The sequence below is a fragment of the Bavariicoccus seileri WCC 4188 genome (genome assembly GCF_000421665.1).
Classification (GTDB): Bacteria; Bacillota; Bacilli; order Lactobacillales; family Aerococcaceae; genus Bavariicoccus; species Bavariicoccus seileri.
In genome coordinates, this window is the sequence record NZ_ATXL01000036.1 from 1 (window position 1) to 23,795 (window position 23,795).

At 38.9% G+C, this 23,795-nt stretch carries 25 protein-coding genes; 4 read left to right on the forward strand and 21 right to left on the reverse strand.

From position 1 onward, the window contains the following. Nucleotides 1-213: 213 nt before the first annotated feature. The 8 genes from H541_RS0107945 to H541_RS0107980 all read right to left on the reverse strand — a co-directional run bounded on the left by H541_RS0107945 (nt 214) and on the right by H541_RS0107980 (nt 8,690). Complete coding sequence (locus H541_RS0107945) at nt 214-1,068, reverse strand: metal ABC transporter permease (RefSeq protein ID WP_205617812.1); 855 nt, start codon at nt 1,066-1,068, stop codon at nt 214-216. Next, nucleotides 1,014-1,718, reverse strand: coding sequence for a metal ABC transporter ATP-binding protein (locus H541_RS0107950; RefSeq protein WP_022796793.1), 705 nt, complete (start codon nt 1,716-1,718; stop codon nt 1,014-1,016). The genes H541_RS0107945 and H541_RS0107950 overlap by 55 nt, the downstream gene beginning before the upstream one ends. A gap of 310 nt (nt 1,719-2,028) precedes the next feature. After that, the gene (locus H541_RS0107955; RefSeq protein WP_022796794.1) at nt 2,029-2,286 is read right to left on the reverse strand and encodes a Veg family protein; all 258 of its coding nucleotides are present in this window, start codon (nt 2,284-2,286) and stop codon (nt 2,029-2,031) included. A gap of 94 nt (nt 2,287-2,380) precedes the next feature. Then, complete coding sequence (rsmA, locus tag H541_RS12035) at nt 2,381-3,283, reverse strand: 16S rRNA (adenine(1518)-N(6)/adenine(1519)-N(6))-dimethyltransferase RsmA (protein ID WP_022796795.1); 903 nt, start codon at nt 3,281-3,283, stop codon at nt 2,381-2,383. Beyond that, nucleotides 3,273-3,995, reverse strand: coding sequence for a ribonuclease M5 (locus tag H541_RS12040; RefSeq protein ID WP_022796796.1), 723 nt, complete (start codon nt 3,993-3,995; stop codon nt 3,273-3,275). Before H541_RS12040 ends, rsmA begins: the two co-directional genes overlap by 11 nt. Before the next feature lie 134 nt (nt 3,996-4,129). Then, nucleotides 4,130-4,900, reverse strand: a complete 771-nt coding sequence (locus tag H541_RS0107970) for a TatD family hydrolase (RefSeq protein ID WP_022796797.1) — start codon at nt 4,898-4,900, stop codon at nt 4,130-4,132. Between the two features lie 229 nt (nt 4,901-5,129). After that, nucleotides 5,130-7,172, reverse strand: a complete 2,043-nt coding sequence (gene metG / locus H541_RS0107975) for a methionine--tRNA ligase (RefSeq protein WP_022796798.1) — start codon at nt 7,170-7,172, stop codon at nt 5,130-5,132. Nucleotides 7,173-7,340: 168 nt separating this feature from the next. After that, a complete protein-coding gene (locus H541_RS0107980) occupies nt 7,341-8,690 on the reverse strand; it encodes a C40 family peptidase (RefSeq protein WP_022796799.1) in 1,350 nt (449 codons plus the stop codon). A 693-nt stretch (nt 8,691-9,383) separates the two neighbouring features. On the opposite strand from H541_RS0107980, the gene tyrS reads away from it, so the two are divergent. Continuing rightward, nucleotides 9,384-10,655, forward strand: a complete 1,272-nt coding sequence (gene tyrS, locus H541_RS0107985; protein ID WP_022796800.1) for a tyrosine--tRNA ligase — start codon at nt 9,384-9,386, stop codon at nt 10,653-10,655. Between the two features lie 263 nt (nt 10,656-10,918). On the opposite strand, the gene H541_RS13425 is transcribed toward tyrS, so the two are convergent. From H541_RS13425 to H541_RS0108020, 7 genes are all read right to left on the reverse strand, one after another. Beyond that, nucleotides 10,919-11,083 (reverse strand): hypothetical protein, encoded by a 165-nt coding sequence (locus H541_RS13425; RefSeq protein ID WP_022796801.1) that lies wholly within the window; start codon nt 11,081-11,083, stop codon nt 10,919-10,921. Then, nucleotides 11,073-11,753 carry an NAD(P)H-dependent oxidoreductase gene (locus H541_RS0107995; RefSeq protein WP_022796802.1) on the reverse strand — a complete coding sequence of 227 codons (681 nt, stop codon included), beginning with the start codon at nt 11,751-11,753 and terminating at the stop codon, nt 11,073-11,075. The genes H541_RS13425 and H541_RS0107995 overlap by 11 nt, the downstream gene beginning before the upstream one ends. Then, complete coding sequence (locus H541_RS12045) at nt 11,750-13,105, reverse strand: YcjF family protein (RefSeq protein ID WP_022796803.1); 1,356 nt, start codon at nt 13,103-13,105, stop codon at nt 11,750-11,752. The genes H541_RS0107995 and H541_RS12045 overlap by 4 nt, the downstream gene beginning before the upstream one ends. Nucleotides 13,106-13,372: 267 nt before the next feature. After that, nucleotides 13,373-14,548: a MalY/PatB family protein gene (locus H541_RS0108005; protein WP_022796804.1), complete on the reverse strand. Its 1,176-nt coding sequence runs from the start codon at nt 14,546-14,548 to the stop codon at nt 13,373-13,375. A gap of 308 nt (nt 14,549-14,856) precedes the next feature. Next, nucleotides 14,857-16,098, reverse strand: a complete 1,242-nt coding sequence (locus H541_RS0108010) for a peptidase U32 family protein (RefSeq protein WP_022796805.1) — start codon at nt 16,096-16,098, stop codon at nt 14,857-14,859. Then, the gene (locus H541_RS0108015) at nt 16,099-17,022 is read right to left on the reverse strand and encodes a peptidase U32 family protein (RefSeq protein ID WP_022796806.1); all 924 of its coding nucleotides are present in this window, start codon (nt 17,020-17,022) and stop codon (nt 16,099-16,101) included. Between the two features lie 183 nt (nt 17,023-17,205). Next, nucleotides 17,206-17,454 (reverse strand): hypothetical protein, encoded by a 249-nt coding sequence (locus tag H541_RS0108020; protein ID WP_022796807.1) that lies wholly within the window; start codon nt 17,452-17,454, stop codon nt 17,206-17,208. Nucleotides 17,455-17,637: 183 nt separating this feature from the next. Between H541_RS0108020 and H541_RS0108025 the strand changes: the two genes are divergently transcribed. The 3 genes from H541_RS0108025 to H541_RS0108035 all read left to right on the forward strand — a co-directional run bounded on the left by H541_RS0108025 (nt 17,638) and on the right by H541_RS0108035 (nt 19,665). Then, nucleotides 17,638-17,958, forward strand: a complete 321-nt coding sequence (locus tag H541_RS0108025) for a PadR family transcriptional regulator (RefSeq protein ID WP_022796808.1) — start codon at nt 17,638-17,640, stop codon at nt 17,956-17,958. A 34-nt stretch (nt 17,959-17,992) separates the two neighbouring features. Further along, nucleotides 17,993-18,973: a permease prefix domain 1-containing protein gene (locus H541_RS0108030; RefSeq protein WP_022796809.1), complete on the forward strand. Its 981-nt coding sequence runs from the start codon at nt 17,993-17,995 to the stop codon at nt 18,971-18,973. Nucleotides 18,974-19,317: 344 nt separating this feature from the next. After that, a complete protein-coding gene (locus H541_RS0108035; protein WP_022796810.1) occupies nt 19,318-19,665 on the forward strand; it encodes a DUF5960 family protein in 348 nt (115 codons plus the stop codon). Between the two features lie 160 nt (nt 19,666-19,825). Here H541_RS0108035 and H541_RS0108040 read toward each other — a convergent pair whose 3' ends face one another. From H541_RS0108040 to H541_RS13010, 6 genes are all read right to left on the reverse strand, one after another. Further along, on the reverse strand, nt 19,826-20,905 hold the full coding sequence (locus H541_RS0108040) for a HigA family addiction module antitoxin (protein WP_022796811.1): 1,080 nt from the start codon (nt 20,903-20,905) through the stop codon (nt 19,826-19,828). After that, nucleotides 20,898-21,236, reverse strand: a complete 339-nt coding sequence (locus H541_RS0108045) for a type II toxin-antitoxin system RelE/ParE family toxin (RefSeq protein WP_022796812.1) — start codon at nt 21,234-21,236, stop codon at nt 20,898-20,900. The genes H541_RS0108040 and H541_RS0108045 overlap by 8 nt, the downstream gene beginning before the upstream one ends. A gap of 144 nt (nt 21,237-21,380) precedes the next feature. Beyond that, complete coding sequence (locus H541_RS12055) at nt 21,381-22,868, reverse strand: LysM peptidoglycan-binding domain-containing protein (RefSeq protein WP_022796813.1); 1,488 nt, start codon at nt 22,866-22,868, stop codon at nt 21,381-21,383. A 76-nt stretch (nt 22,869-22,944) separates the two neighbouring features. Further along, entirely contained in the window at nt 22,945-23,298 is a 354-nt protein-coding gene (locus H541_RS0108055) for a phage holin, LLH family (protein WP_022796814.1), read from the reverse strand. 14 nt (nt 23,299-23,312) lie between these two features. Then, nucleotides 23,313-23,585, reverse strand: coding sequence for a hemolysin XhlA family protein (locus H541_RS0108060; protein ID WP_022796815.1), 273 nt, complete (start codon nt 23,583-23,585; stop codon nt 23,313-23,315). Between the two features lie 19 nt (nt 23,586-23,604). Beyond that, a partial coding sequence (locus H541_RS13010) for a BspA family leucine-rich repeat surface protein (protein ID WP_026501721.1) occupies nt 23,605-23,795 on the reverse strand: 191 nt, incomplete at its 5' end.

Here is a 23,795-nt window from a genome sequence, read left to right on the forward strand (position 1 = left end):
ACACCATATCAATCAATCGTTCACTTCGTTTAAACTTCATATCTTTCCTCCTCAAACCTTTATCTATTCTCATATTATACCGATAACAGTCTAAAAATAGAACATTGTTTTGATATTTGTTCTTTAAATTCGTGTTTAATTCAAAAAAATAATAAGCCTGTTCGAAAATCAGGCTTATCGCTAAACAATTTAGTTTTTTTGTTTGGAGCATTATTACTTTTCTAAAAAGCTCGTTTTATCTGTCACAATGTCTTTTTTTCTGAGTCTTTTTTTAATAGCTTGAATAAGAACAGTCAAGCTAAACAGTGCTACTAAGGTCAAAGTAATTGTTGCACCTGGTGGCGTGCCTAGTTGATAAGAGCCAATCAGACCGATATACATACCGACCAAACTCGTGATAATTCCGACAATAAAAACTGTTGTGAAGGTCTTACTGACTCTTAATGCCAAGGCGCTAGGTAATACGATAATAGCCGAAACCAAAAGTGCCCCAGCGATTGGCAACATCACCGAAATGACCGCTCCTGTGATGACGGTAAAAATCGTTGACATCAATTTAACTGGCAGGCCCGCAGTATGAGCCGTGTCTGGATCAAATATCAGTACGAATAGTGGTCTTCTAAATAGAACATATGCGCTCACCACAACAACTGTTAACACCAAAAGCACCCACAATTGATTCTCGGAAATCGCTACGATTGAGCCGAACAAAAATTGATTGATTGAGACAGTCGTTTGTCCCGACTGAAAAGACATCATAAACAGTGCAAGGGCAAGACCCCCTGCCATCAATATAGCAATAGAGACTTCTGTATACCCTTTAAAAAGACTGGCTATTCCTTCAATCAACAGAGCTGCTAAAACCACGACCAATAAGGTTGTCCAAGTGGGATCGACACCAACCAAAAGTCCAAGCGCTACCCCAACTAAAGACACATGTGATAAAGTATCAGCTAATAGAGATTGACGCCTCAATATTAACAATACCCCTAAAATAGGAGCCATGACACCAATCAATGTTGCAGCCGCGAAGGCTCTTTGCATGAACTCATAGAAAAACATCGCCAAGGTAACTCCTCCCTTCGTTCTAAACGAAGATGACCGTCCGCCATCTCCACTTCATCATCGAAATGTGTCACCATCAAAACTGATTTATGATGGACATGACAATTGTGTTGAAGTAGACTCAAAAACTCTTTTCTAGACTGTTGGTCCATTCCTGTTGTTGGCTCATCTAACACAAATAAATCTGGATCTGTTGCGAATATTCGAGCAATACATACCCTTTGTTTTTGCCCGCCCGATAAGTCTCCAATCATATGTTTTCTGAAATCCCACATACCTACCGAGTCTAACGCTTTCCGAATGTGGTCGCGATCTTCTTGATCCAGTTTTTTAAACCATTTCCCTAACTGATAACGTCCGGAGGCAACTAGTTCATAAACGGAACTTGGAAAGCCTACATTGAACGATGCCACTTGTTGGGGTAAATACCCGATATTGAACGGTTGATTCGCTCTGTTCTTTTTGGGGATGATGATCTTTCCTGAGTCAGGTTTCAACAGCCCTAATATATTTTTGAGCAATGTTGATTTAGCTGCGCCATTTTCTCCTGTTAAACAATAAAGCTCGCCATCATGGATATCAAATGTGATATCATGTAAAACCTGTTCGTCCCCATAAGAGAACGATAAGTCTTTAACGCTTAAATATTCCATCGTGTCACCTTCCGATCCTTGATAAATCCCTTGCTTTTAAATCTCCCATCTACAGGACTACAGTTCTCACTAACCCTATTCTATCACACCAAACAAGCCCCAAATCTATTCGCTTTTAGTCCTCTAATACCTTAAATACATCTGGTAAATACATCAGGTAAATTTATCACTACTAATAGATAAGAACGTTCGTCTCCTCATATCATAGAATAAAATAAAGCAAAAAAAAATGACTCACTTAAGAGTCACTATGGTTGTATCGATTGATTTGTGAATGAAAAGCTACTCCACGAACACTGTCTAAACTAGGTTACTGTGGTATCAATTGTAATTCTTCATTGTCATGACTGACAACAACTGTTTTGGTCAAGACATCTGTATAACTATAAGAGACACGCTCAATAGATTGATCCGAATCAAGATCGATGACAAATACCGAATTATAGGTTTCTTTCAGAACGCCTTCGCGTTCCCGAATACGATTGCGACCCATCTCTGCCGTTATCTTGATACGTTTACCAATGTATTGGTCCAAAATGTTCTTGATAGTTTGCAAATTATTTGCCATAATCTCACCTCACCTAGCCATTATATCATATTTATCTAGTAAATTCAAGGTGTAATTCGGTTTTTTTTAGAACGTTTTAATCCTTATTTAATGTTTAGTTTGTCTTTTCCGAACAATCTCGTAATGGACTTGTTGCCTCATAAAGGTGTCCGAATTCAGAAATAGTGAGAGATTCAGGTCTTCTTTTAGGATCAATACCTAATTGCTCAAGTATGATTGATAGTTTGCTTTTTACGGTTTTGTCTTTACCAAACACACTCATTAAATTGTTCCATAAGGTCTTCCTACGATGCTGAAAAGTTGCTTTGACAAAGGTTTGAAAAGCCTCTTCATTATCAACTTTTACTAACGGTTCACTTCGTCTTGTCAAACATAAAACGGCAGAATCAACATTTGGAGCCGGGTTGAAGACTGTCCTTGGTACGATCAACGCAATATCTTGCTGACAGTGATTCATCACGGCAATAGACAGAGAACCATAAGCTTTGGTGTTTGGTCCTGCGGCCATTCGTTCGGCAACCTCTTTTTGCATCATTAACACCATACAATCAAAAGGGATACTTGAAGCTATCAAACGCATAATGATAGGTGTCGTAATGTAATACGGCAAATTAGCAACAACGACGATCCTTTCTCCAGAATGATGCTTTATCTCAGGAATCACTTCTTGCAACTCGACAGTCAGGATGTCCTGATGAATGACTTCCAAGTTTGAATAGTCGGACAGTTCTTCCTCCAATACTGGAATGAAGCGTTGGTCGATCTCAAATGCGTATACCTTTTTCGCAACTTCAACAAGTTGCTCCGTCAAAGCGCCTATTCCGGGACCGATTTCGATCACAACGGTTTGATCGTCTATTCCACCTGCATCAAGCATTTGATTTAATACAGAAACATCCGTCAAGAAATTTTGCCCAAGACTTTTCTTAGCGTCCAGCCCATACTTTCTCAATATCTCTCTTGTCCGTGAAGGTGTAGCAATCGGTTTATCCCTCATGAGTTTCCTCCTTTAGCAATGAACTAGCAGTGGTTTGTTTGTCGACATCCGATAAGTTTTCACTGTTATTAGTTGTCTCTACTGTCGTTTCTAAAGATAACAAAGCATCATATAATATTTTTCGTGTAATACCAGCTAAGGCTAACCGATCTGCAAAGTGCTTTCCATTCACGTATCCAATACGTAATTTTTCACCAAGCAGTTGTCTTTTGACTTTAGAATCAGCTCCACCGACTAACCCTAACTCACGAATGTCTTTAGCGGTCGCAAATTGGCCGCCTTCTGGCTTGTCTTTACTTATTGGTTCTTGCACATAACCTTCTAACGCTTGCGTCAGCGCCTGACAAATAGCTATATCACTAGCATGTTCGACGCCAAGGCTTTGATGAGCTTTTTTGCCAACAGCCTCTTGACGTCTTAAGAAGGCATGATAAACGACAATGTCTTTCTCGCCAGTTTGATGAGTCAAAAAGTCTGATACGATTCGTCGGATTCTCTCACCTTGAACATCCGGATCTGTAAAAATCAGGATGGGAGAGTTTAGACTAACCTCTCGTATAATTGAGAGACTCGACTCAGGGATTGCCGACCCACCTGTTTCGATGGTATTGATAGATCTACCAAAAACATCCTTTAAACGTCTCGTATCATCACGTCCCTCGACGATAATCACTACTTGTTCTATTATCTGTTTGAGTCTTTCTTTATCCACAGTTTATCCTCTAAATTTCTGTCTTATTATGATCTTTTAAGTGTCTAATTTTGTCTGATGTGTCTGATATGTCTTATGGCGCTACAGAGTTCTCTTTTTTTGTTATATGTTTAGAGAGTTACACTACTCTGAGGTTAAATTCTAAATAGTCTCATTGCGTTCGCGGTAGTTTCTTTTCCTACCTGATCGTAGCTGATGTCACGGGTCTCAGCTAGTTGTTTTGCAACATAATGGGTATAGGCTGGTTCATTTTGTTTACCTCTATAAGGGACAGGTGCCAGGTAGGGACAATCTGTCTCTACTAAATAGCGATTGCTCGGAACGATTTTGGCTGATGCTCGAACTTCTGGGGCATTCTTAAATGTCACAACGCCACTAAAGGATAAGTACATATCCAGATCGATGAATCTATCTGCAAATTCAGGATCTCCATTGAAACTATGCATAATGCCGCCAGTTTCAAAGACTCGCTCTTCCTTTAAAACTTTATAACAGTCGGCAGTTGCGTCACGGTTGTGAATCGTCACTGGGAGATTCATTTCACGTGCAATTGCCAGTTGTCTCCTAAAGACACGGTCTTGTTCTTCCCGAGTAGAGTCCTTCCAATGATAATCAAGGCCCATTTCCCCCATCGCAACTACTTTAGGGTGTTGTAGTTGCTCGATTAAAAAGGCCTCGATAGTTTGATTATAAGCATAGCTTTCAGTGGGATGCCAGCCAACGATTGCCCAAACATTATCATAGTGATCAGCCAATTCAATAGCCCGTTTGATTGTTGGAAGATCAAATCCCACTACCGTGAGTCGCGTGACATCAAGTTCTCGTGCTCTTTCAATTGTCTCGTCTTCTTTACCAAAGAAAGCCTCTGTATTGATATGCGTATGCGTATCGAACAATTCCGTCATAAACCCCTGTCATCCCTTCACTCTTTAACTGTCATATACCATTCACTTCTGCCTTCTCGCAACTTTATTGCTAAGGCTCTTGCTACTTTTCTTGCTAGTTTTCTGATAGTTGCTCGTTTTGCTTCATTTATCGTTTCTATACCGAGAGGGTCGGAATACTTGTCCCAACCCTCTTCTATGTATGAGCCTAAACGACTTAGTTCTAGTAGTCAGGACTCGACACTTTTAATTAAGCTATCTCTGAACCATTTTCAGCATCATTCGGTGCAAAAATAATTTGTAATTTGCCATCTTTTTCAGCTGATAAGATCATACCTTGACTAATCTGCCCCCGCATTTTGCGTGGTTTCAAGTTTGCTACGATGCAGACTTTCTTGCCAATTAACTTATCTGGATCGGGATAAAATTCAGCAATTCCAGATAGTATTTGACGATACCCTTTATCCCCAGCATCAAGCTTAAATTGCAATAGCTTATCTGCTCCTTTGACCTTTTGACAATCCAACACTTCTGCAACTTTTAGTTCAACACGATCGAATACATCATATTTAATTTGGCTATCTTTGGTCGAAACCAATTCAACAGTCTCTGGGTCCCAGTCACTTTCAGCCCCTTCATCTGACCCGTCATTTGAGGAGTCAGGCTTGGTAGGTGCGTCACCCTTCATTTCTTTCTTCAATGCTTCTACTTCCTTATCAAAGTCCAGACGAGGGAAAATAGGTTGCCCCTTCTTGATAACCGTGATTTCATCAGGGAATTTACCAAAGTGTAAGTCTTTCCAAGGTGTGTCTTCTTCAAGGCTTGGCAAGCCTAATTGTTTGAAGATCTCATTTGGCGCCTCAACCATGAACGGTCTGATGAGTTCAGCTACTAAACGGAGACTCTCAGCAAGATTTGTCATGACAGCTGCTAGTTCACCTTGCTTACTACTGTCTTTAGCCAGTACCCAAGGTTCTGTTTCATCTATATATTTATTTCCTCTAGATACGATATCCCAAACATTTGTTAACGCTTGGCTAAAGTGCATTTGAGCCATATTGTCATGATACGATTTGATTGCTTCATTAGCTGTAGCTACTAACTCGTCGTCATAAGGTGTTCCTGTTACTAGGTCAGTCGGAACTTTCCCATCGAAATATTTATTGATCATAGCAACTGTACGATTCAGTAAGTTTCCTAGGTCATTAGCTAAATCAACATTCAACCTTTGGATGTAATCTTCAGGCGTGAAAACACCATCATTTCCGAACGGAACTTCTCTCATCAGATAATAACGCAATGGATCAAGTCCATATTGGTTTACCAAATGATCTGGATAAATGACATTTCCTTTTGACTTGGACATTTTACCGTCCTTCATCAATAACCAACCATGTCCAAATACTTGTTTTGGTATGGGTAAATTCAAAGCCATCAGCATAATTGGCCAATAGATGGTATGGAATCTCACAATCTCCTTACCAACCATTTGTATGTCAGCTGGCCAGTATTTTTGATAGAGTGACTCATCATCACTGCCATAACCAAGAGCCGTAATATAGTTGGTCAAGGCATCTAACCACACATAAACAACATGTTTCGGGTTACTTTTAACTGGGATTCCCCAACTAAATGATGTTCTAGAGACGCAAAGGTCTTCCAATCCAGGCTTGATAAAGTTATTGATCATTTCATTTTTGCGTGATTCTGGTTGAATAAATTTTGGATGCCCTTCATAGTACTTCAACAAGCGATCTGCATATTTGCTCATCTTAAAGAAATAAGCTTCTTCAGAGACCCATTCTACTTCATGATCACTAGGAGCAACTCCTCCGATTACTTTACCTGAGTCATCGCGAAAAACTTCTTTAAGCTGAGTTTCAGTGAAGAATTCCTCATCTGAAACAGAGTACCAACCTTCATAAGCGCCAAGATAGATATCACCTTGTTCTAATAACTGTTCAAATATGTTTTGAACTGCTGTGACATGTTCAGGATCTGTCGTCCGAATAAATTTATTATTACTGATTTTTAGTAACCGCCACAAATCTTTGATATCTTCAGCTTGCTTATCAACATATTCTTTAGGAGTGATTCCTAGACTTTCAGCTTTCTTTTCGATCTTTTGGCCATGTTCATCGGTCCCAGTTAGGTAAAAAACATCATAACCCATCAATCTTTTATATCTTGCGATCACATCACAAGCAATCGTCGAATAGGCATTACCGATATGTAATTTGCCACTAGGGTAGTAAATAGGTGTTGTGATATAAAACGTTTTTTGTTCGCTCACACGAACGCCTCCTTTTGCCGCTCATCACTTGTCTAATCTCATTCAACAACAAGAAAAACAAGTGCGGCTCGCAGTCTAAAAATGCATAGTCTGCTATATTATAGCATATCCTATGGCATTAAAAAAACCTCTTCAAATGAAGAGGTTAGGTGTTAAATAATCCTATTTTTACAGACGAACCGCAAAATCTGGTGCGTAGTAAGAAATTGATTGAATCGTTACAGATTGTCCAGGTTGAGGTGCGTGGATATACTGTCCGCCACCCATGTAGATTGCAACGTGGTGAGAGCTTCCTTTTGGACCCCAGAACAATAAGTCTCCTGGCTGTGCTTGCGAAACAGAGATGTAAGAGCCAGCTGTTTCTTGAGCATATGTTACACGTGGTAAACTTCTACCAACTTTAGCATAAACATATTGTACTAGACCTGAGCAGTCAAATCCTGATGGTGAAGTACCACCCCAAACATAAGGAACACCGATAAATTGTTGTGCAATTTCAAGTACGCTACCTGAATTGACAGATGGTGCACTTGGAGCTGGTGTAGGAGCTGGAGCAGGTGTAGATGCTTGATTATTGCTACTACCTGAATTAGAAGAGCCACCATCGTTTGAATTATTATTTGCATTATTGTTTGAGTTGTTATTGTTACTTGAATTGTTTGAACCATTAGAACTTGGATTAGAAGCTGGTTGAGCTGGCGTATTGCTTTGAACAGGTGCACTAGCTGCAACAATTAGTGTTGTATTTTCTTCTTCTTGCTCAGCTACTGCTTGTTCGGCTGCCGCTTTTTCTGCAGCTTCTTTAGCAGCTTGTTCAGCTGCTGCCTTTTCTGCAGCCAACCGTTCTTCAGTTTCTTTTTGTGCAACTAAATCATTCAACTTGCTTGTAGCATCATTTGTTTGTTGTTCCAATGAGTCTGCATTAGCAACAAGAGTTGTTTGTTGTTGATCTAATTGATCTTTAAGAACTTCTAATTCATATGCGTTCTTTTCTTGTTGCGCATATTTATTATCTAAGTCTGTTTTTTGTGAATCTAATTCAACTTTAGCGTCTTTTTGTTCACTAACTAAGTCATTATTAGCTTTTACAACATTGACGACAGTTGAAATGCGGCTAACAACATCAGAAAAATCTTCAGCGCCAAGAATGAATTCTAAATAAGTGCTATTTGATGAACTAACTTGAACAGCTCTTGCTTGTTCTGCTAGCTTGTCTTCACGTTTTTCAATTTCTGCTTCTTTATCGGTGATTTTCACTTTCAAGTCATCGATATTTCCTTGAAGCTCTTGTTGTGCTTCAACAATTTCTTGTGCTTTAGCGATGGCTTGATCAATCTTACCTTGAACCGCCGAAATTTCTTGTTCAGTTAAAGCCTTTTGATTCTTTAATTGGTCTATATAAGTACTTTGGTTTTCGATATCTTTGTCATCAACTGCTAAAGCAGTAGTGGCAGGTGCCAATGCGCTTAAAGTGATGATTGAAGTCGTTAATAAAACTGTTAATGATTTTTTGACCACTGAAGTGTCCTCCTACGATTCGAGTTAAATGCATATATTCCGTTACTATAGCTTTCCATTGAGATCTATCTCAACCCTATCTGCGATAGTCTCTAACGTGTATTTAGCGTTCTTAGTTAGAAAGTTAAGGCTACTTGTACTTCTTTAAGAGTTCCTAAAGTAAGTTTAGAGATTCTTTATATCTCTCGACAAATAGAATCATATCACAGACCATTGCCTTTATAATCTGTTTATTAGAAACGTGATTGAACTGTAACAATACTGTAACAATACTTCCCTGCATATGCTCTCTCAATTTTGCGGTTGCTAGTTTTGGCTTATTAAGCTATACTATCCCCATATAATATTTCGCTTTTATTTGTGACTAGTAGGTGTTGCACATTGCTTTTAGAGAGTTGAGGGTTGGTGAAACTCAACCATGTGTCCCACTGAATTACACACAAAGCTGAACCTAAAATAGCGAACGTGCGCACGTTCATGCGTAAAGTACAAATTTGGGTGGTACCACGTTAACTGCGTCCCTAGTAGAATTCTGCTAGAGACGTTTTTTTGTCTTTGTACTTACCCTTTGTACTTAACCTTTGTACTTAACCTTTGAACTTAACCTGTGTAATTAACTACTTACTCAGGAAACTTATATAACTAAACACCCAAAATATAATAAACGATAATAAACGTTTTAGGAGGATAATTATGACATCAATTATTGAAGATTTGAAATGGCGTGGCGCAATCAATCAACAAACTGACGAAGAGGGTTTAAAAAAATTACTAGAAGAAAAATCCGTTGGCGTCTACTGCGGAGTTGATCCAACTGGTGATAGCATGCACATCGGTCATTTGATTCCCTTTATGATTTTAAGACGATTTCAACTTGCTGGGCACAAACCTTTCATCATTATTGGAGGGGCAACTGGTTCGATTGGAGATCCAAGCGGTCGTAAAAGCGAACGTCAATTGCAAACAGCTGAAACTATCCAACATAATGCAGAATCATTAACGCAACAAATGCGTCAACTCTTTTTAGTTAGTGACCATGATAAAGCAAGTGTTAAACTAGTGAATAACTACAGTTGGACCTCTGGAATAAGTTTGCTAGATTTTCTAAGAGACTATGGTAAACATTTCAATGTCAATCAAATGTTGAACAAAGAAGTTATTGCTAGCCGTTTAGAAACGGGTATCTCTTACACTGAATTTACCTACCAAATTCTACAAGCACTCGATTTCTTACACCTCTTCCAAAATGAAGATGTACAACTTCAAATCGGTGGTTCAGATCAATGGGGTAATATTACAGCTGGTGTTGATTTCATTCGAAAAATTGAAGGACATGAAGCTAAAGCTTTCGGTCTCACTATTCCACTCATGTTAAAATCTGACGGGACAAAATTTGGTAAATCGGCTGGAAATGCTGTCTGGTTAGATGCTAAGAAAACAACACCGTATGAATTTTACCAATTCTGGATCAACCAAGATGACCGCGATGTCATCAAATACCTAAAATATTTCACTTTTTTAAGTCATGAGGAGATTGAAGAATACGTAACATTAGTGGAAACAAAACCGCACGAAAGAGCTGCTCAAAAACGACTAGCGGCAGAAGTGACTCAATTTGTACATGGCAAAAAAGCATTAGAACAAGCTCAAAATATTACCAAAGCCTTGTTTAGTGGTGACGTAGCAGCACTGTCTGGGGAAGAAATCAGACAAGGTTTCAAAAACATGCCGCACTTTACAAGTGATCGAACTTCTCATGAAATAGTACCATGGTTAGTTGACTTAGGAATTGAATCATCTAGGCGACAAGCAAGAGAAGATATAACTAACGGGGCACTTTCAATCAATGGTGAAAAGTTTACTGATGTGGCTGGAGAACTATCACCAGAACAAGCAATCGACAACACATACATCATCATTCGAAGAGGTAAGAAAAAATACTTCTTAGTTGAATTTAGTGACTAACCTATCATCTCGTCGATTAATTCTGGCAGTTATCATTGACTAAGATTGATAGACTTTTCAGATTAATAGGCTTTTCAGATTGATAGACCTTAATAGAGCTTTGACTAAAATAGAGGGCAATAACGATGATCATCGTTATTGCCCTCTATTTTCACCTTTAAAAACCACTATTTGAAAACTATGCTTAAAAACTCTGCTTGAAAACTAAATTTGCAAACAACATTGGCAACCTTATCTGAAAACTCTACTTGCTCCCATAAACGTTATTTTCGCCATAACCTGCCATCAAGCTCACCTTGAGCTTGAGTCAAGCGTTTAGTTTGTTCAGCCATAATCTCTTTGATTTCTGCAAACAGTGCCCGTTCAAGGTAAGTGTGGCTTGTTTCTGATAACTCATCCAACGCTCTTTCTACCCAGTCATCCACCATACAGATCTTCCTCTCGAAATGGTTGTAACAAAGCTTCCAACTCTAGACGTTCATCCTTTTTATCTTCTAACTCTAATAACAAGCTCTCTAACAATGCTTTTCGTCGCCTATTATGATTGTCAGTGGTCTCAGTTACTAAACGGCCCAATTCTTGGATTGCCCAATTTTCTCGGTCCAGTAATCGTCGGTCCGCTGATTGTAGGCAATACCGTTGATAGCGAATGGCTAGTCGTAATTGTTCATTATCACTCATATAAGCAAATTTAAAAATAGGTAGGCTAGGTAAGAAATGCCATTTTTTAGCCTTTGCTAGTGCCTCGTATGGCCGAAGTAATTCTGATACCGTGAATCCTATCTCGCCACCAGCTTGATAAGCAGCTTCTCTGACTGCGATGGTGACAACAAGTCCTAACTCTTTGTTTGGCGACTGGTCGGTCAAAACGTCATCAATCCATGCCTTTAAAATAGCGGGAGCACTATACCAGTAAAAAGGGAATTGAAAAATCAACCGATCATGCGATTGGACTAACTCCTTTTCATGAGCCACATTAAGGGGGGTCTTTAAGACATGAAAGGTGACATCATCATATGGGTCAACAGCTTCTTTTAAGAAATGTTGTGTGGAGGAGTTACTAAACTCTGGATGTGCTACGATTACTAACGTCTTCATTTTTCTTTCTTTCTCCTTAACCCTTTAGCTAGTCGCACAGCATTGGCTAACCCTTTATCCCAACCTTTGAGAAGCGGTGTCGGTAAAACAATTCGTCTTGATCTCTTTGGGTGTTTTGGGATTGTATCTACAGTAACCTCATTAGCATTAGCTCCACTAGCACTAACTTCTGTGTTGTCATTTTCTGATCCACCTGTTGTCTTGAATTGAGGAAGTAGTGCTTTAAAATCCTCATTTGAAGTCCCTTGTTTTAAACGCGACCCTAATTTTTGCTTAAATAAACGAGCTAAATCTTCCTTAGACACTGTTATACCCTTTTGTTCACTGCGGGCCATCACCGCTAAAATCTCAATATAGCTCATTCCTAATGCGGTGGTCACTAATGCAGCTGTAACGCCACTGACAGAGCCACCCACGACACTACCAGCACCCGGAACAAGCTTCAATACGTTTGCTGTTAAATACCTTCCTAAAAAGGTAGCGCTAGTTGTTCCACCTACAGCTCCAATCAAAGCGGTGACTGTCGCTTTGTCCATGCTAACACCAAAAACAGCTGTAATATGAGCCATCATCGTAATTTGCATGGGGACAAGTAATGTTGCATCAGAGAATGGAATCGGAATAAACCCCACGCTAAAGGTGGAGATGACGTACTTTTTTACCCATTTACGCGCCCTTTTCATTTTCTGAGCAATGTCAACTTGTTGCATATTCGTAAAGGCATTGCGGTTCTCCTCAGGAATCAACACAAAAGTCGCTTGGATTAGGTGAGTCAACCCAGATTTTGGAATTGTGACTGTTTCATAGATGGGATAAGGCTGCGCCATGACATTAAAGATGCCAATGACAGGCAGCTTCTTGTCCTCAAGATATTCCTTGAATTCGATTGCTTTTGACCCAATCGATTGTGTGAGCACGATCAGAACGGGTACTTTTTTGGCCATCAACTGAATCAACTCTATCTCAGCTGGTTCGATTCTTGAGGTATTTGCATTAATACAATAGTAGATAAGATGAATTCTTTCTCCGCCAAACTTTTTGTTGGTTGTCAGTGTTTCTTCAATCTCATTTTTAACGGATTCCTGTACTTCTTGATCTAGTTCTAATCCTCTTGTGTCATAGAGTACCAAGGGGATATCCTTCTTCGCGATCCGCTGTAAGTGTTTCGTAATTGGCTCTCCGATTCCGGTAGTGGCTAAGTTTTCCCTAAACAAACTATTGATCAGTGTACTTTTACCAACGCCAGTTTTTCCGGCAACCATAATATTGATTGGCTTCATTTTCTTGACCTCTTCTTGCGATTGGTCCAGTAACTCACTGATCAAATCCACTTTAATCCCTTTCCCTACCAAGATGTTTCCCCCTTTGCTTCAGTCCTGACACAGGTCCTACTATAGACCCCAAAATAGACGCTTAGCTAGACGACTCCTCTTATTTTACTAGTACGGTGCTCTTATTCTGCTACTATACTGCTACTATTCTTTATAGTCATTATACCTGAGGAAGGGTCTCTAACCTATTAAATGCGCCATTTAGAACCAAAAATCAAACTTTAGTAGGAGATTGTACTTAATAAACTCTCTTTTTACCCTGTTCTGTTTTCAACTCATATTCCAACTCTAACGATTGAATACTTCTGCAAGACGATCAAGCGCTTTTACTAAGAGAGCTGTGGGACAGGCTAGATTAATACGTTCATATCCTTTTCCAGACTCCCCAAAATGATAGCCTTCGTTAAAGAATAAGTTTCCCTTGTGTGTCAACGTATCTTCTAGCGCCTCTGGATCTGTATATGGCCTTAAATCTATCCATTGAAGGTATGTCCCTTCTAATGGAAATGCAGTAGCTTTTGGCAGATTCTTCGTCACAAACTGTTGCAAAACCTCAGCATTATGAGCGATGAGATCTTTGAACCCATCTAACCAGTCACTCCCTTTGGTATAGGCCAACTCTGTTGCTTTCAAACCAATCATGTTGGCACCATGGTAGCCAATACGGTCCATTTCAGTAAAGAAACGCTCTCTCATATACTCATTTGGAATAATCACAGCTGCTGTCTGTAGACCTGCAATATTAAATGTTTTACTAGCAGAGGTGCACACAACAACATGTTCAGCCACAGTATCATTTATTGCTGCAAAGACCGTATGCTCATGTCCTGGCATCACAAGATCATAATGAATCTCATCCGAGACGATCTTAACACCATTAGCGATACAGATTTCAGCTACACGCGTTAATTCCTCTTTGGTCCACACACGTCCAACTGGATTATGTGGCGAACAGAATAATAACAAGGTCACCTTAGGATCAGATACTGTCTTTTCGAGTTGTTCAAAATCAATACTATAATGTGTTCCTTCTTTTAAAAGTGGAACTTCCAAAAGATGACGGTCTTGGCTTGTGACAGCATTATAAAAAGGTGGATAGATTGGTGTCATAATCACGACACTATCACCAGGCTCAGTATAGGCTCTTACAGCTAAATGTAATGCAGGCACCACCCCTGGTGTCGTCAAAATCCAGTCAGTATCTAACTCGAAGTGATGTTTCGTTTTATTCCATTCTTTGACTGCTCTTAAATAGTCTGGCGAGACAATTGTATAGCCCAAAACAGTTTGATCAATATAGTCTTTTAAACCTTCTTTGATTTCAGGCGCCAAGGGAAGATCCGCATCAGCAACTGAGAACGGAAAAATATCTTCTGAGACCGAAGGATTGCATTCCTTCATCTTTTCCCATTTAGCCGAAGCCATTTTCGAACGATTGATAGGTGTTTCAAAATCATACTGCATTTTTATTCTCCTCTATTTCAGTATTAGTCTTCTAGACGGTTGTCTATTATATGGTTATCTATTATTGATAGGTATTAGTCAATTTCATCGTCGATCGAAAATGGATGCTATCTCATTTTCCCTCCTATTCTAGCATAACAACCCTGTGATCAGAGTAGTGTTTAACAAATAATATGCCAAATTTATGTCAGTTTTTTTCAAGTTATATCGCACCTCTGATTCTCTTTTAATCTAGTAGTTGGAAGAGTTGAGAGACCAACAAAAAAGAGGCTGAGAAAGTTTTCTCAACCTCAACTAAAATTTTCGACTTATTTTCGTTTGCGAATCATATCCAGGGGCTGAACAGCTTGCTTCACTTTTGTGGTTACAATCATCATCGCATGTGGTGCACGATCAATCTCTTGGCCATCCTCATCCTTCAAGGAGGTGATTTCCTGTTCAAAATGTCTCATCCCAGGTCCATAGAACTCGACCGTGTCTGACACACCAAAGTTATTGCGTTGTTGGATGACTGCAATCTGTGTTTCAGGATCATAGGACAACACTTGACCAACGAAGGCATAGTGAGGAATCTTTCTACGCTTTCCAAAGAGCTGCATAGATTCGTCAGGTGTCTCATAATAAAAACCTGTAGCTAGTTCTCTCTGGGCAACTTTCCACAACTCATCAAGCCACTCTTCTTTAAATTCATAATGATCCGGATCAGCACAGTAACTATCGACTGCCGCTCGATAGACATTTGCGACTGTCGACACATAATGGATTGACTTCATACGACCTTCGATTTTTAAACTATCTATGCCAGCTTCAACTAACTCTGGGATGTTATCAATCATCGCTAAGTCGACGGCAGACATCGAGAACTTTTCGCTGATTCCCTCTTCATCTGCGCCAACAGGTGTTTTTAGTCCTGGTAATTCTTGCTCGAACAAGTCATATTTCCAACGACAAGATTGCGCACAACCACCACGATTGGCATCTCTACTGGCCATATGGTTGGAAAGCACACACCGACCAGAATAAGAGATACACATTGCACCATGGACGAAAGCTTCTATCTGAACAGACGTTTTCTCTCTCATTTCTTTGATTTCTTCCATCCCTACTTCACGGGCGAGAACGACCCGTTCCAAGCCTTCCTCTGCCCAAAAATTAAGGGTTTGATAATTAGTGGCACTCGCTTGGGTTGAAAGGTGAATTGGCAAGCCCGGAGCATCCATCATACAGATATCCATTAGAGCTGGATCACTGATTAATACCGCATCGACACCAATATCACGGATTGTCCGAAAGAACTCTCCAGCCCCCATTTCATCGCCGATATGGGTCACCATGTTGGCTGCGACATAAACCTTGGCGTGATGAGCATGTGCAAATGCAACTGCCTCTCTCATTTCAGGATAATCAAAATTACCAGCGCGACTTCTAAGCCCATAGGCTTCGCCACCGATATAACAAGCATCTGCGCCATAATAAATAGCAGTCTTTAATTTTTCTAATGTCCCGCCTGGTGCAAGAATCTCAGGCTTTTTGGTGATAACACGTCCCATTTATCTGACCTCCTGTGGATTTTTATAGAAGAAGCCAGTATCCAGTTCCCGATTCTTAGGATGGTGTTTTTTGATCAACTGTACTAGCTCAGAGGCATCATCTTTTGTAAATGCCTGTTTCTCGACCTTGTTCTTAGCTGCTACTAGTGCTTCAACAACTGCAACAAAATCATCTTCTTCCGTATACAAGCCATCACACTTCCATTGCCCGACATTCAAATCGGAGAGCATTGGAAGCTCTTGAGCTAATGACACATCATTTGAGGAAAAGATATGGGTCCCATTTCTATCTTGATAGATCGAATAATGTGTCTGTGGCTTCATAGGTTCCGAGATAAATAAATCTTTCTGTTGATCAACACGTGCTTCTTTTTCAATAAAATGAAAATAATTCTCTAATAATGGTCTCTTGGACTGATGGATACAGGTTGGACCATACACTAAGACCTCAACTGGAATGAGGACTTGCTTCATGATTTCTACTAATTCATCCTTTGGTACCTCGCGTGCCATCACGCCAGCGACAGCCCCACGTTTCGCCCAAAAATTCAATTGCCTAGCACTGGTTACCATTACTCCAGCGTCATAACGAAATGGAATCCACTGTTTCGTTTTTCTCATAATCTCGATCACACCAGGATCTCCTAAGGTAATCGTATCAGCTCCCACTTCTTTTAAAAATTGTAAATATTCTGCAATCAAATCAATTCGGTCATTGTGAAAAATAGCGTTTACCGCGACATCCACCTTTTTACCGGCTTGATGTGCTAATGCGATAATTTCTCTTTGCTCATAACGGTCAAATGAATGAGGTAAACGCAACCCAAATTCATCATTCCCGATTTGTAAAATATCAACCCCAGCAGTTAACAAGCGTTGTGCCTGTGATACTGACTCAGCTGTTGCAATCAGCTCAATCGCCATCACGAACCCTTCTTTCTATTACTTTTATTGCTCCAATCATGTTCATTCTTATTAAAGGAGCTAGTTATATAATCTAGTTTGTTACTTTGTTACTGAGTTTATCCTTAGAATGTTCACTATGGTACAAACATCTTTATCATAATAGCAAAAAAAGGACCTTCTTAATACCATTTTTTACTTTTTCTAAGACTTTCGATCGTCTTCAGTACGCTCCTTCTTTTTGTTAGCCGTCTCATCGAAAGAGCTATACCATTCCCCCGATGCCTCGTTCTGACGCCTTCTCTCTTCTCTAGAACTCAATACCCGATAACTAATAACACCAGCAATAACCCCTATACCGCCACTTACATACCGATCAAAACCGATCACTAGAGCCACTACACCAACAGCAATTCCGATAATTAAACCATAATTTCTAAAAATGGGTTTCACCTAAATTTCCCTCCTATCTGATTGTTTCCTTACTAGCATTATACGATATCCACACTCTTTAAAAAATACTAGACTAAATTACTTGACCTGTCGTAGTAAAACCAGTAGACTAAAGGTAGAAAGAATTACGACAGTCGTAGTAATTTTAGAGGTACCCATTTTGAACTGAGAGGAGGGGGATTAATGGGCATCAGTAGCGATATTATCCGTGGGTATAATGATCCAATCATCTTGAGTTGTATTAAAGAAGAACCCTCATACGGATATGAAATTTCAAAGACCATCCGAGAACGAACTAATTACCATTATGTTATCAAAGAAACGACCCTATACTCTGCATTTAAACGGCTAGAGAAAAATGGCTATGTCACATCTTATGTAGGGAAGGAAACAAATGGTAAGAAAAGAACCTATTACCAAATCACATCACTAGGAGAGAAATATTTAGCAGAAAAAATCGATGAATGGCAACTCACAAAAGATGTGATCGAGCGATTTATTTAATACTAGTGGAAAAACCTTCTAGGAGGGAACAAACATGAAAACACTTGAAACATTTATAGATAATCTGTTTATCAATTTTGAACAGACGGCAAAAATCAAACAAGCAAAAGCAGATCTACTCGATATGATGGAAGACAAATATAACGAGTACTTGGCACAGGGAAAAACAGAAGCTGCCGCAGTTGGTCAAGTTATCGCGGAGTTTGGTGATTTAGAAGAAGTTGCTGAATCTCTCGATCTTGATCTCAACACCGATACCCATGAAGACCCAACAAAACAGTATCGTGTCGTTGATTTAGAGGAAGCAACTGACTACATCGAAACACAAGACCAGTACCGCCCTGGCATTGCTAATGGGGTTGCCTTGATCATTTTAGGAGTAGCATTTTGGATGCTATTGATGGGCTTATCAGATGGACCTTTACCGATCTCTCTAGAAATCACATCAGTCGTTGGCTTGGCATTTCTACTAATAGCCATTTCTGGAGCCGTTTATATCTTCATCAAAAATGGCTCGGAGATGAGCAAATATGACTACTTGGAAAAAGAACCCTTTACCTTATCGCCTAGAGCCTCAACCTTTCTAGTGGAAAAACGTAAGGAATTACAAACCGTACAACCAAGCAAGATAGCAATCAATGTTCTGCTCTATATCATTGCAGTGATTCCAATCATCTTGGGAAGTCTGATGAACCAACATTGGACATTCATTGGACTTGCTACTGCCCTAGTCATCGTCGCTATTGCCACACGTCAAATCATTATCGTCGGAGGAGCTAGCACGCCATACGCTGTCATCTTTCAAGAGGAAGAATATGAAGTGACCAAAAAAGCAGATAGCCGTCTCCAAGCCCTATCGCAAGTTTACTGGATGCTCATTACAGGACTCTTCCTAGGGTATAGCTTTATCACTGGAAATTGGGGCATCTCTTGGGTCATCTGGCCAATTGCAGGATTATTATTTGGGATGATTCAAGTCATCTGGAATGGCTTCATCAATAAGGCAGAAAACTAAATTGCCTAGATTAACTAGAACGCCTATTTTTCCTAGATTGTCTATATTGCCTAGATTACTTTAAAAAACACTATAACCGTTAAAATAAAAAAAGGTCAGTGCAAAAAAATTTGCACTGACCTTTTAACCTACACTAACTACCTAAACAAATATGCCGGCTATAAGACTATATAGGGTAAATAACTAATAATTACATAGTAAACACTGAATAACTGCGATCAACTCTAAACATGTTCCTAGAATAATTTTGCACTCGATTTTGCACCAAGATATGTTTCTTGGTGTTTTTATTTTGTTTACAATCAGAACTTACGTTCCTATAATTACATTGAGGAGTTGATCATATGTATGCACAAATCGCTTATCATAGACCAGAGACAGTAGCCTTTGAAAAATATTATTACGAACTTAGTACCTATCCCGTTCCGCTAGAGTACATCAAGGAACGATTTGCTAAGACAATGGAACGGACTAAACGCCCTGCCTTCCTTTTACCTGCTAAGTACAGCAAAAACAGTAAAGATAATTGGTTTGTCTTTAAACTACATTTAAAATCAGAAGGACACTCAAAGTATCACGTCTACTACTTTGACAGAGTGGTGACTGATAAAATACCACAGTGGCAATATGATCCTGAAAAAGATTATGATCGCTGGTGGGTTGAGGGTAAGAATAAACGATTGACTGTTTAAACTAAAAAAACCATTCCTCACAGCTCACATCAGCTGTCTGGAATGGAATGTAGTAGTACATGCTTAGCGTGCTTGGTAGGTATACAAGTTTGAGAGGCAAATAAAAAGACCACCCAATTAATTTTGGGTGGATTGCACACTTAATCATTAATAAAGCGAATCAATTAGATATCACAAAATTATATTTTTCTCTTAAATTGCTATGATGATTATATTCAATAAATCTATCATTTTGCAATCTTCCAACTACAATACTAGGGGAAATCTTTAATTCGTTTGAGAATTTTAAAACTGATTCGACACTAAAATCCTCACCAGCTATAAAATTATCGTATTTATTCTGTGGTATAAAAAAGTCTAAAGCGAAAGAATCTGCTCTATCTTCTTTTTTACTATAGCTAGGAAAATCTTTGTAATCAGAATAAAAGTCATCATTATATATATGTCCAAGCTCATGCACAAAAGAAAACCAAAATATATCAGAACTTTTATTTCTATCAGTTATCAACAACAAAACACTTCCATTTTTAAACTTTTTAGTTGCACCATTCAGATTAGCATTCCTAAGTTTCGGCAATCCAACTACTACTATTCCACAGTCAAGTAGTAGTTTTTTTAGACGTGGATAAAACACATCTGGTGTCAGCAGTGTCATACGTCTTATTTCCGGTAAAACTTTTTCTAAATTCTTTTTTTTGTATTTAACATCAGTCTTAGATCTTGAAATGTTGGTTGCTAATTCGAGCATAATATTGGAATTGACTATAGACGTTTCAGAAAAATCCTGTGTGTTTCTATAACTTACAGCTGAATTAAATTCAAACAACGAAGATAGATTTGAAAAATTCAAAAGTTTTCTCAATTCGACTATTTTTTCTTTTTTTGAGTATCTCTTTTTGTCGACGAATCCATTGTTTTTAAAATATTGGAAATCTACTAAATCACACAAATGCTGTTCATCTTCATTTTGAGCATTTTCTATTTCCATCATCTTTATATCATATGAAGATTGCAAATTTAACCATGTTTTTATTGAAACACCAGTTAGTTTAGCTAATTTATTAGCCATATCATTGCTTATGCTTTCTTCACCGTTAATAATTTTGCTGATAGTTTTACTTGAGGTCCCAAGACGCTCTGCAAACTCCGATTGTGTGATATTGAGATCATCGATTATATCACTAACATATGAACCAGGATGAAAAGCTATCAAATCTTTGTAAACGCACTCACTACTCATAATGGTTACTAACCTCCCTTATTTCAATTGCATCAATTGAGGCTGAGTTTTGAAAAACTGTATCTTTGGATATATTTTCGAAGGAAACGATGAGCCTATACGAACACTTTTTCCCATCAATATCAAACGCAAACTCTCCATTTCGTTCACCTTTTAGATCATGAAATCTAAATATTCTCAAGTTATTTAAAGACTCTAAACTATCAGAAGCCTCGATAACATTAATTAATTTTAGCAATTTTTTTGCTACCTTTTCAGGGAATCTTTTTTTTGCTTCAATTAGACTTGTGCACATTTTTTCCACTTTCCTATTAGAATAAGTAATATTCATTCTTTCCTCCAGCAGATACAGAAATTACCTAAAAGGTAACTTAATGTTACCAATTTCTTATTTCATTGTCAAAGGGAGTGACTCAATAACGCAAGAATGTTCTGACCACAAAAAATAAGCCTACCTGCATGGTAGGCTCTTTTTTTAATATTTCAATTTTTGCCCTGGTTGAATTAAGTTTTGGTTTTTGATGCCATTCTTAGACACTAGTGTATTAACTGTCGTGCCTAATCGTTTTGCAATAACACTTAGATTGTCACCACTTTTTACTGTGTAGACTTTTGTAGTAGCGGTAGACGCTGATCCAGTCAGCTTAATCTTTTGACCAGGACGAATTAGATTAGCGTTCTTGATACCATTGATTTGAGCCAGTTTCTGCCACGTTGTACCGTGCTTTTGTGCGATACCTGATAAGGTTTCTCCAGGCTTCACAACGTGCATGTTGGAGCTCGTAGATGGCTTAGACGATGCTTTCAATTTTAATGTTTGACCAATCTGAATCACGTTAGCATTCTTAATGTTATTAATCTTTTGCAAGTTTTGCCAGGTTGTGCCTGCACGTGAAGCAATAGAACTTAGTGAATCCCCTGCTTGTACTTTGTAGCTATCGCCTGTAATCTTATTGCTTGCAGGTTTAGACGGTGTCACAGGCGTAGGAGTGACATTTGAGCTATTACCATACTTCGGTTGAGCAAAGCCACGAATGTAGCCCCACCCAATCGGAATATTTCTTCTAGCCACTATTTCACCTTTATTCCCTTCGATAGCTACAATTTGATTTCCAACTACTTTTTCAACGTAACCGATGTGGTCCGCCCAACCGTCGTTTGGCTGTGTTCCATCGTTCCAGTCATAGACAATGATGTCGCCCGCTCTCGGTGTAATCCGTCCGTCCTCTTGCCAAATGCCTTTATTCTTGAAGATTTCAACGTGCCTTTCAACACCGCACTCGATATCAATCAGGGCACTTGCTCCTGACTTTAGAGCCACATACGACACAAACACATCGCACCAGTCATCTGTATACTTGACCGCATAACCTCGTGCAGTAGCGCTTGATGACCTATTTCGATTAGCGTTGTAGGTGTCAATGATCTCTTTAAACTGCCAGTTAAATTCATTAACTCCAAGATATTTCAAGGCCTCACTAATGACTTTTGAAGCACTCACACCACTAGACTTTTTGACATCGTACTTCTTCAAATCGTATTGATTAATTAAGTTGATTAGCTTACTAGCATAGCTTGTATCAGTCGCATAAGTGCCTTGTAGCGCTTGCGCCTGTCCTTCTGCAGTTGTGGCACTTAGAACTTTAGCGTAATGCGACTTAGAAAAAGCTGTATCAAACATCGCTTCATGGTCTTTGAAAGAGTCGTCAATCGAATCATACCACTTGAAACCTGCAGTAATGTTATATAGCTTACCTGATCCATCATCTTCCTGTGTCTTTTGTTGTGTAACTTTGCCTTTCCAGCTCGACGATGCTTTCATACCAAAGTGATTATTATAAATTGTAGCTAATCCGCTTTCACCCCATGCACTCTCTAAAATGGCTTGTGCAATCGTCACGCTTGGTAAAAGATTACGTGCGTATTTTTGTGCGATTGGCGCTACTTTTTCGATATATCCCATTTTTATAGCCTCCTATAAAAAGAAAAGTGGTCAATGCTTATGCATCAACCACTCTAGTTACTGTAATTTTAACGAATTACTTCTTGTCTTCTGCAAATACACCTTGAACTTCCGCTAGCACACCATCGATAATATTGCCTAACTGCTCATCAGTGACTTCAATACCTTTTTCTTTCAGATAACTTTGAGCCGTATCGACTGCTTTTTGAAGCTTTTCGGGTCCATGAATATCTTTATAAGTTTTCTCAACATAATGAACTGTATTGTTAGCTACCTTTTGAATTGTCTCAGTATTTTCTTTAGTTTTAGTAGCCAAAAACTTATCAGTCTGTGCTTTCAACCAAGCTGCTACTACTCGTGAAAACGCCACGATAATTGCAGTTGCTACTGTGACACCTGCTGTGATAACTACTTGTGTGATCTCTTCCATATCTATCTACTCCCTTAAATCATTGGCCAAAGATATTTTAAAACCATACCAAAAACGGTTACGGCAACTGTGCGCCATAACCATTTGTTGTTTTCCTTGATTTCACTTATATCTTCTTTGTTTTCTTGAGACATAATCAATGCCTTACCTGCTAAATCATCCGTACGCCCAATCTGTTTACTTAACTCTTCCAAGCTTCGAGTTGATTCTTCTATTCGAGTAAGTCGCTGAATGATATCAAGCTTAAATTGAATTTCTGTATCATTTGATTTTCCTTCATCTGCCATGCTGCACCTTCTTAATTTGTTATTTGACGATTACTGTTGCGCCGCTTGGAAACCCAAAAGAATTTCTAAATTTATTAGCGTCTGCTTCTGTTCGCGCATATACTGTTTTTAAACTTGAACAGGCCCTAAACATATAAGTCATACTAGTCACTTGGGATGTGTCAAAAGCTGATAGATCTATTTCAATTAAACTTGAACAGCCACTAAACA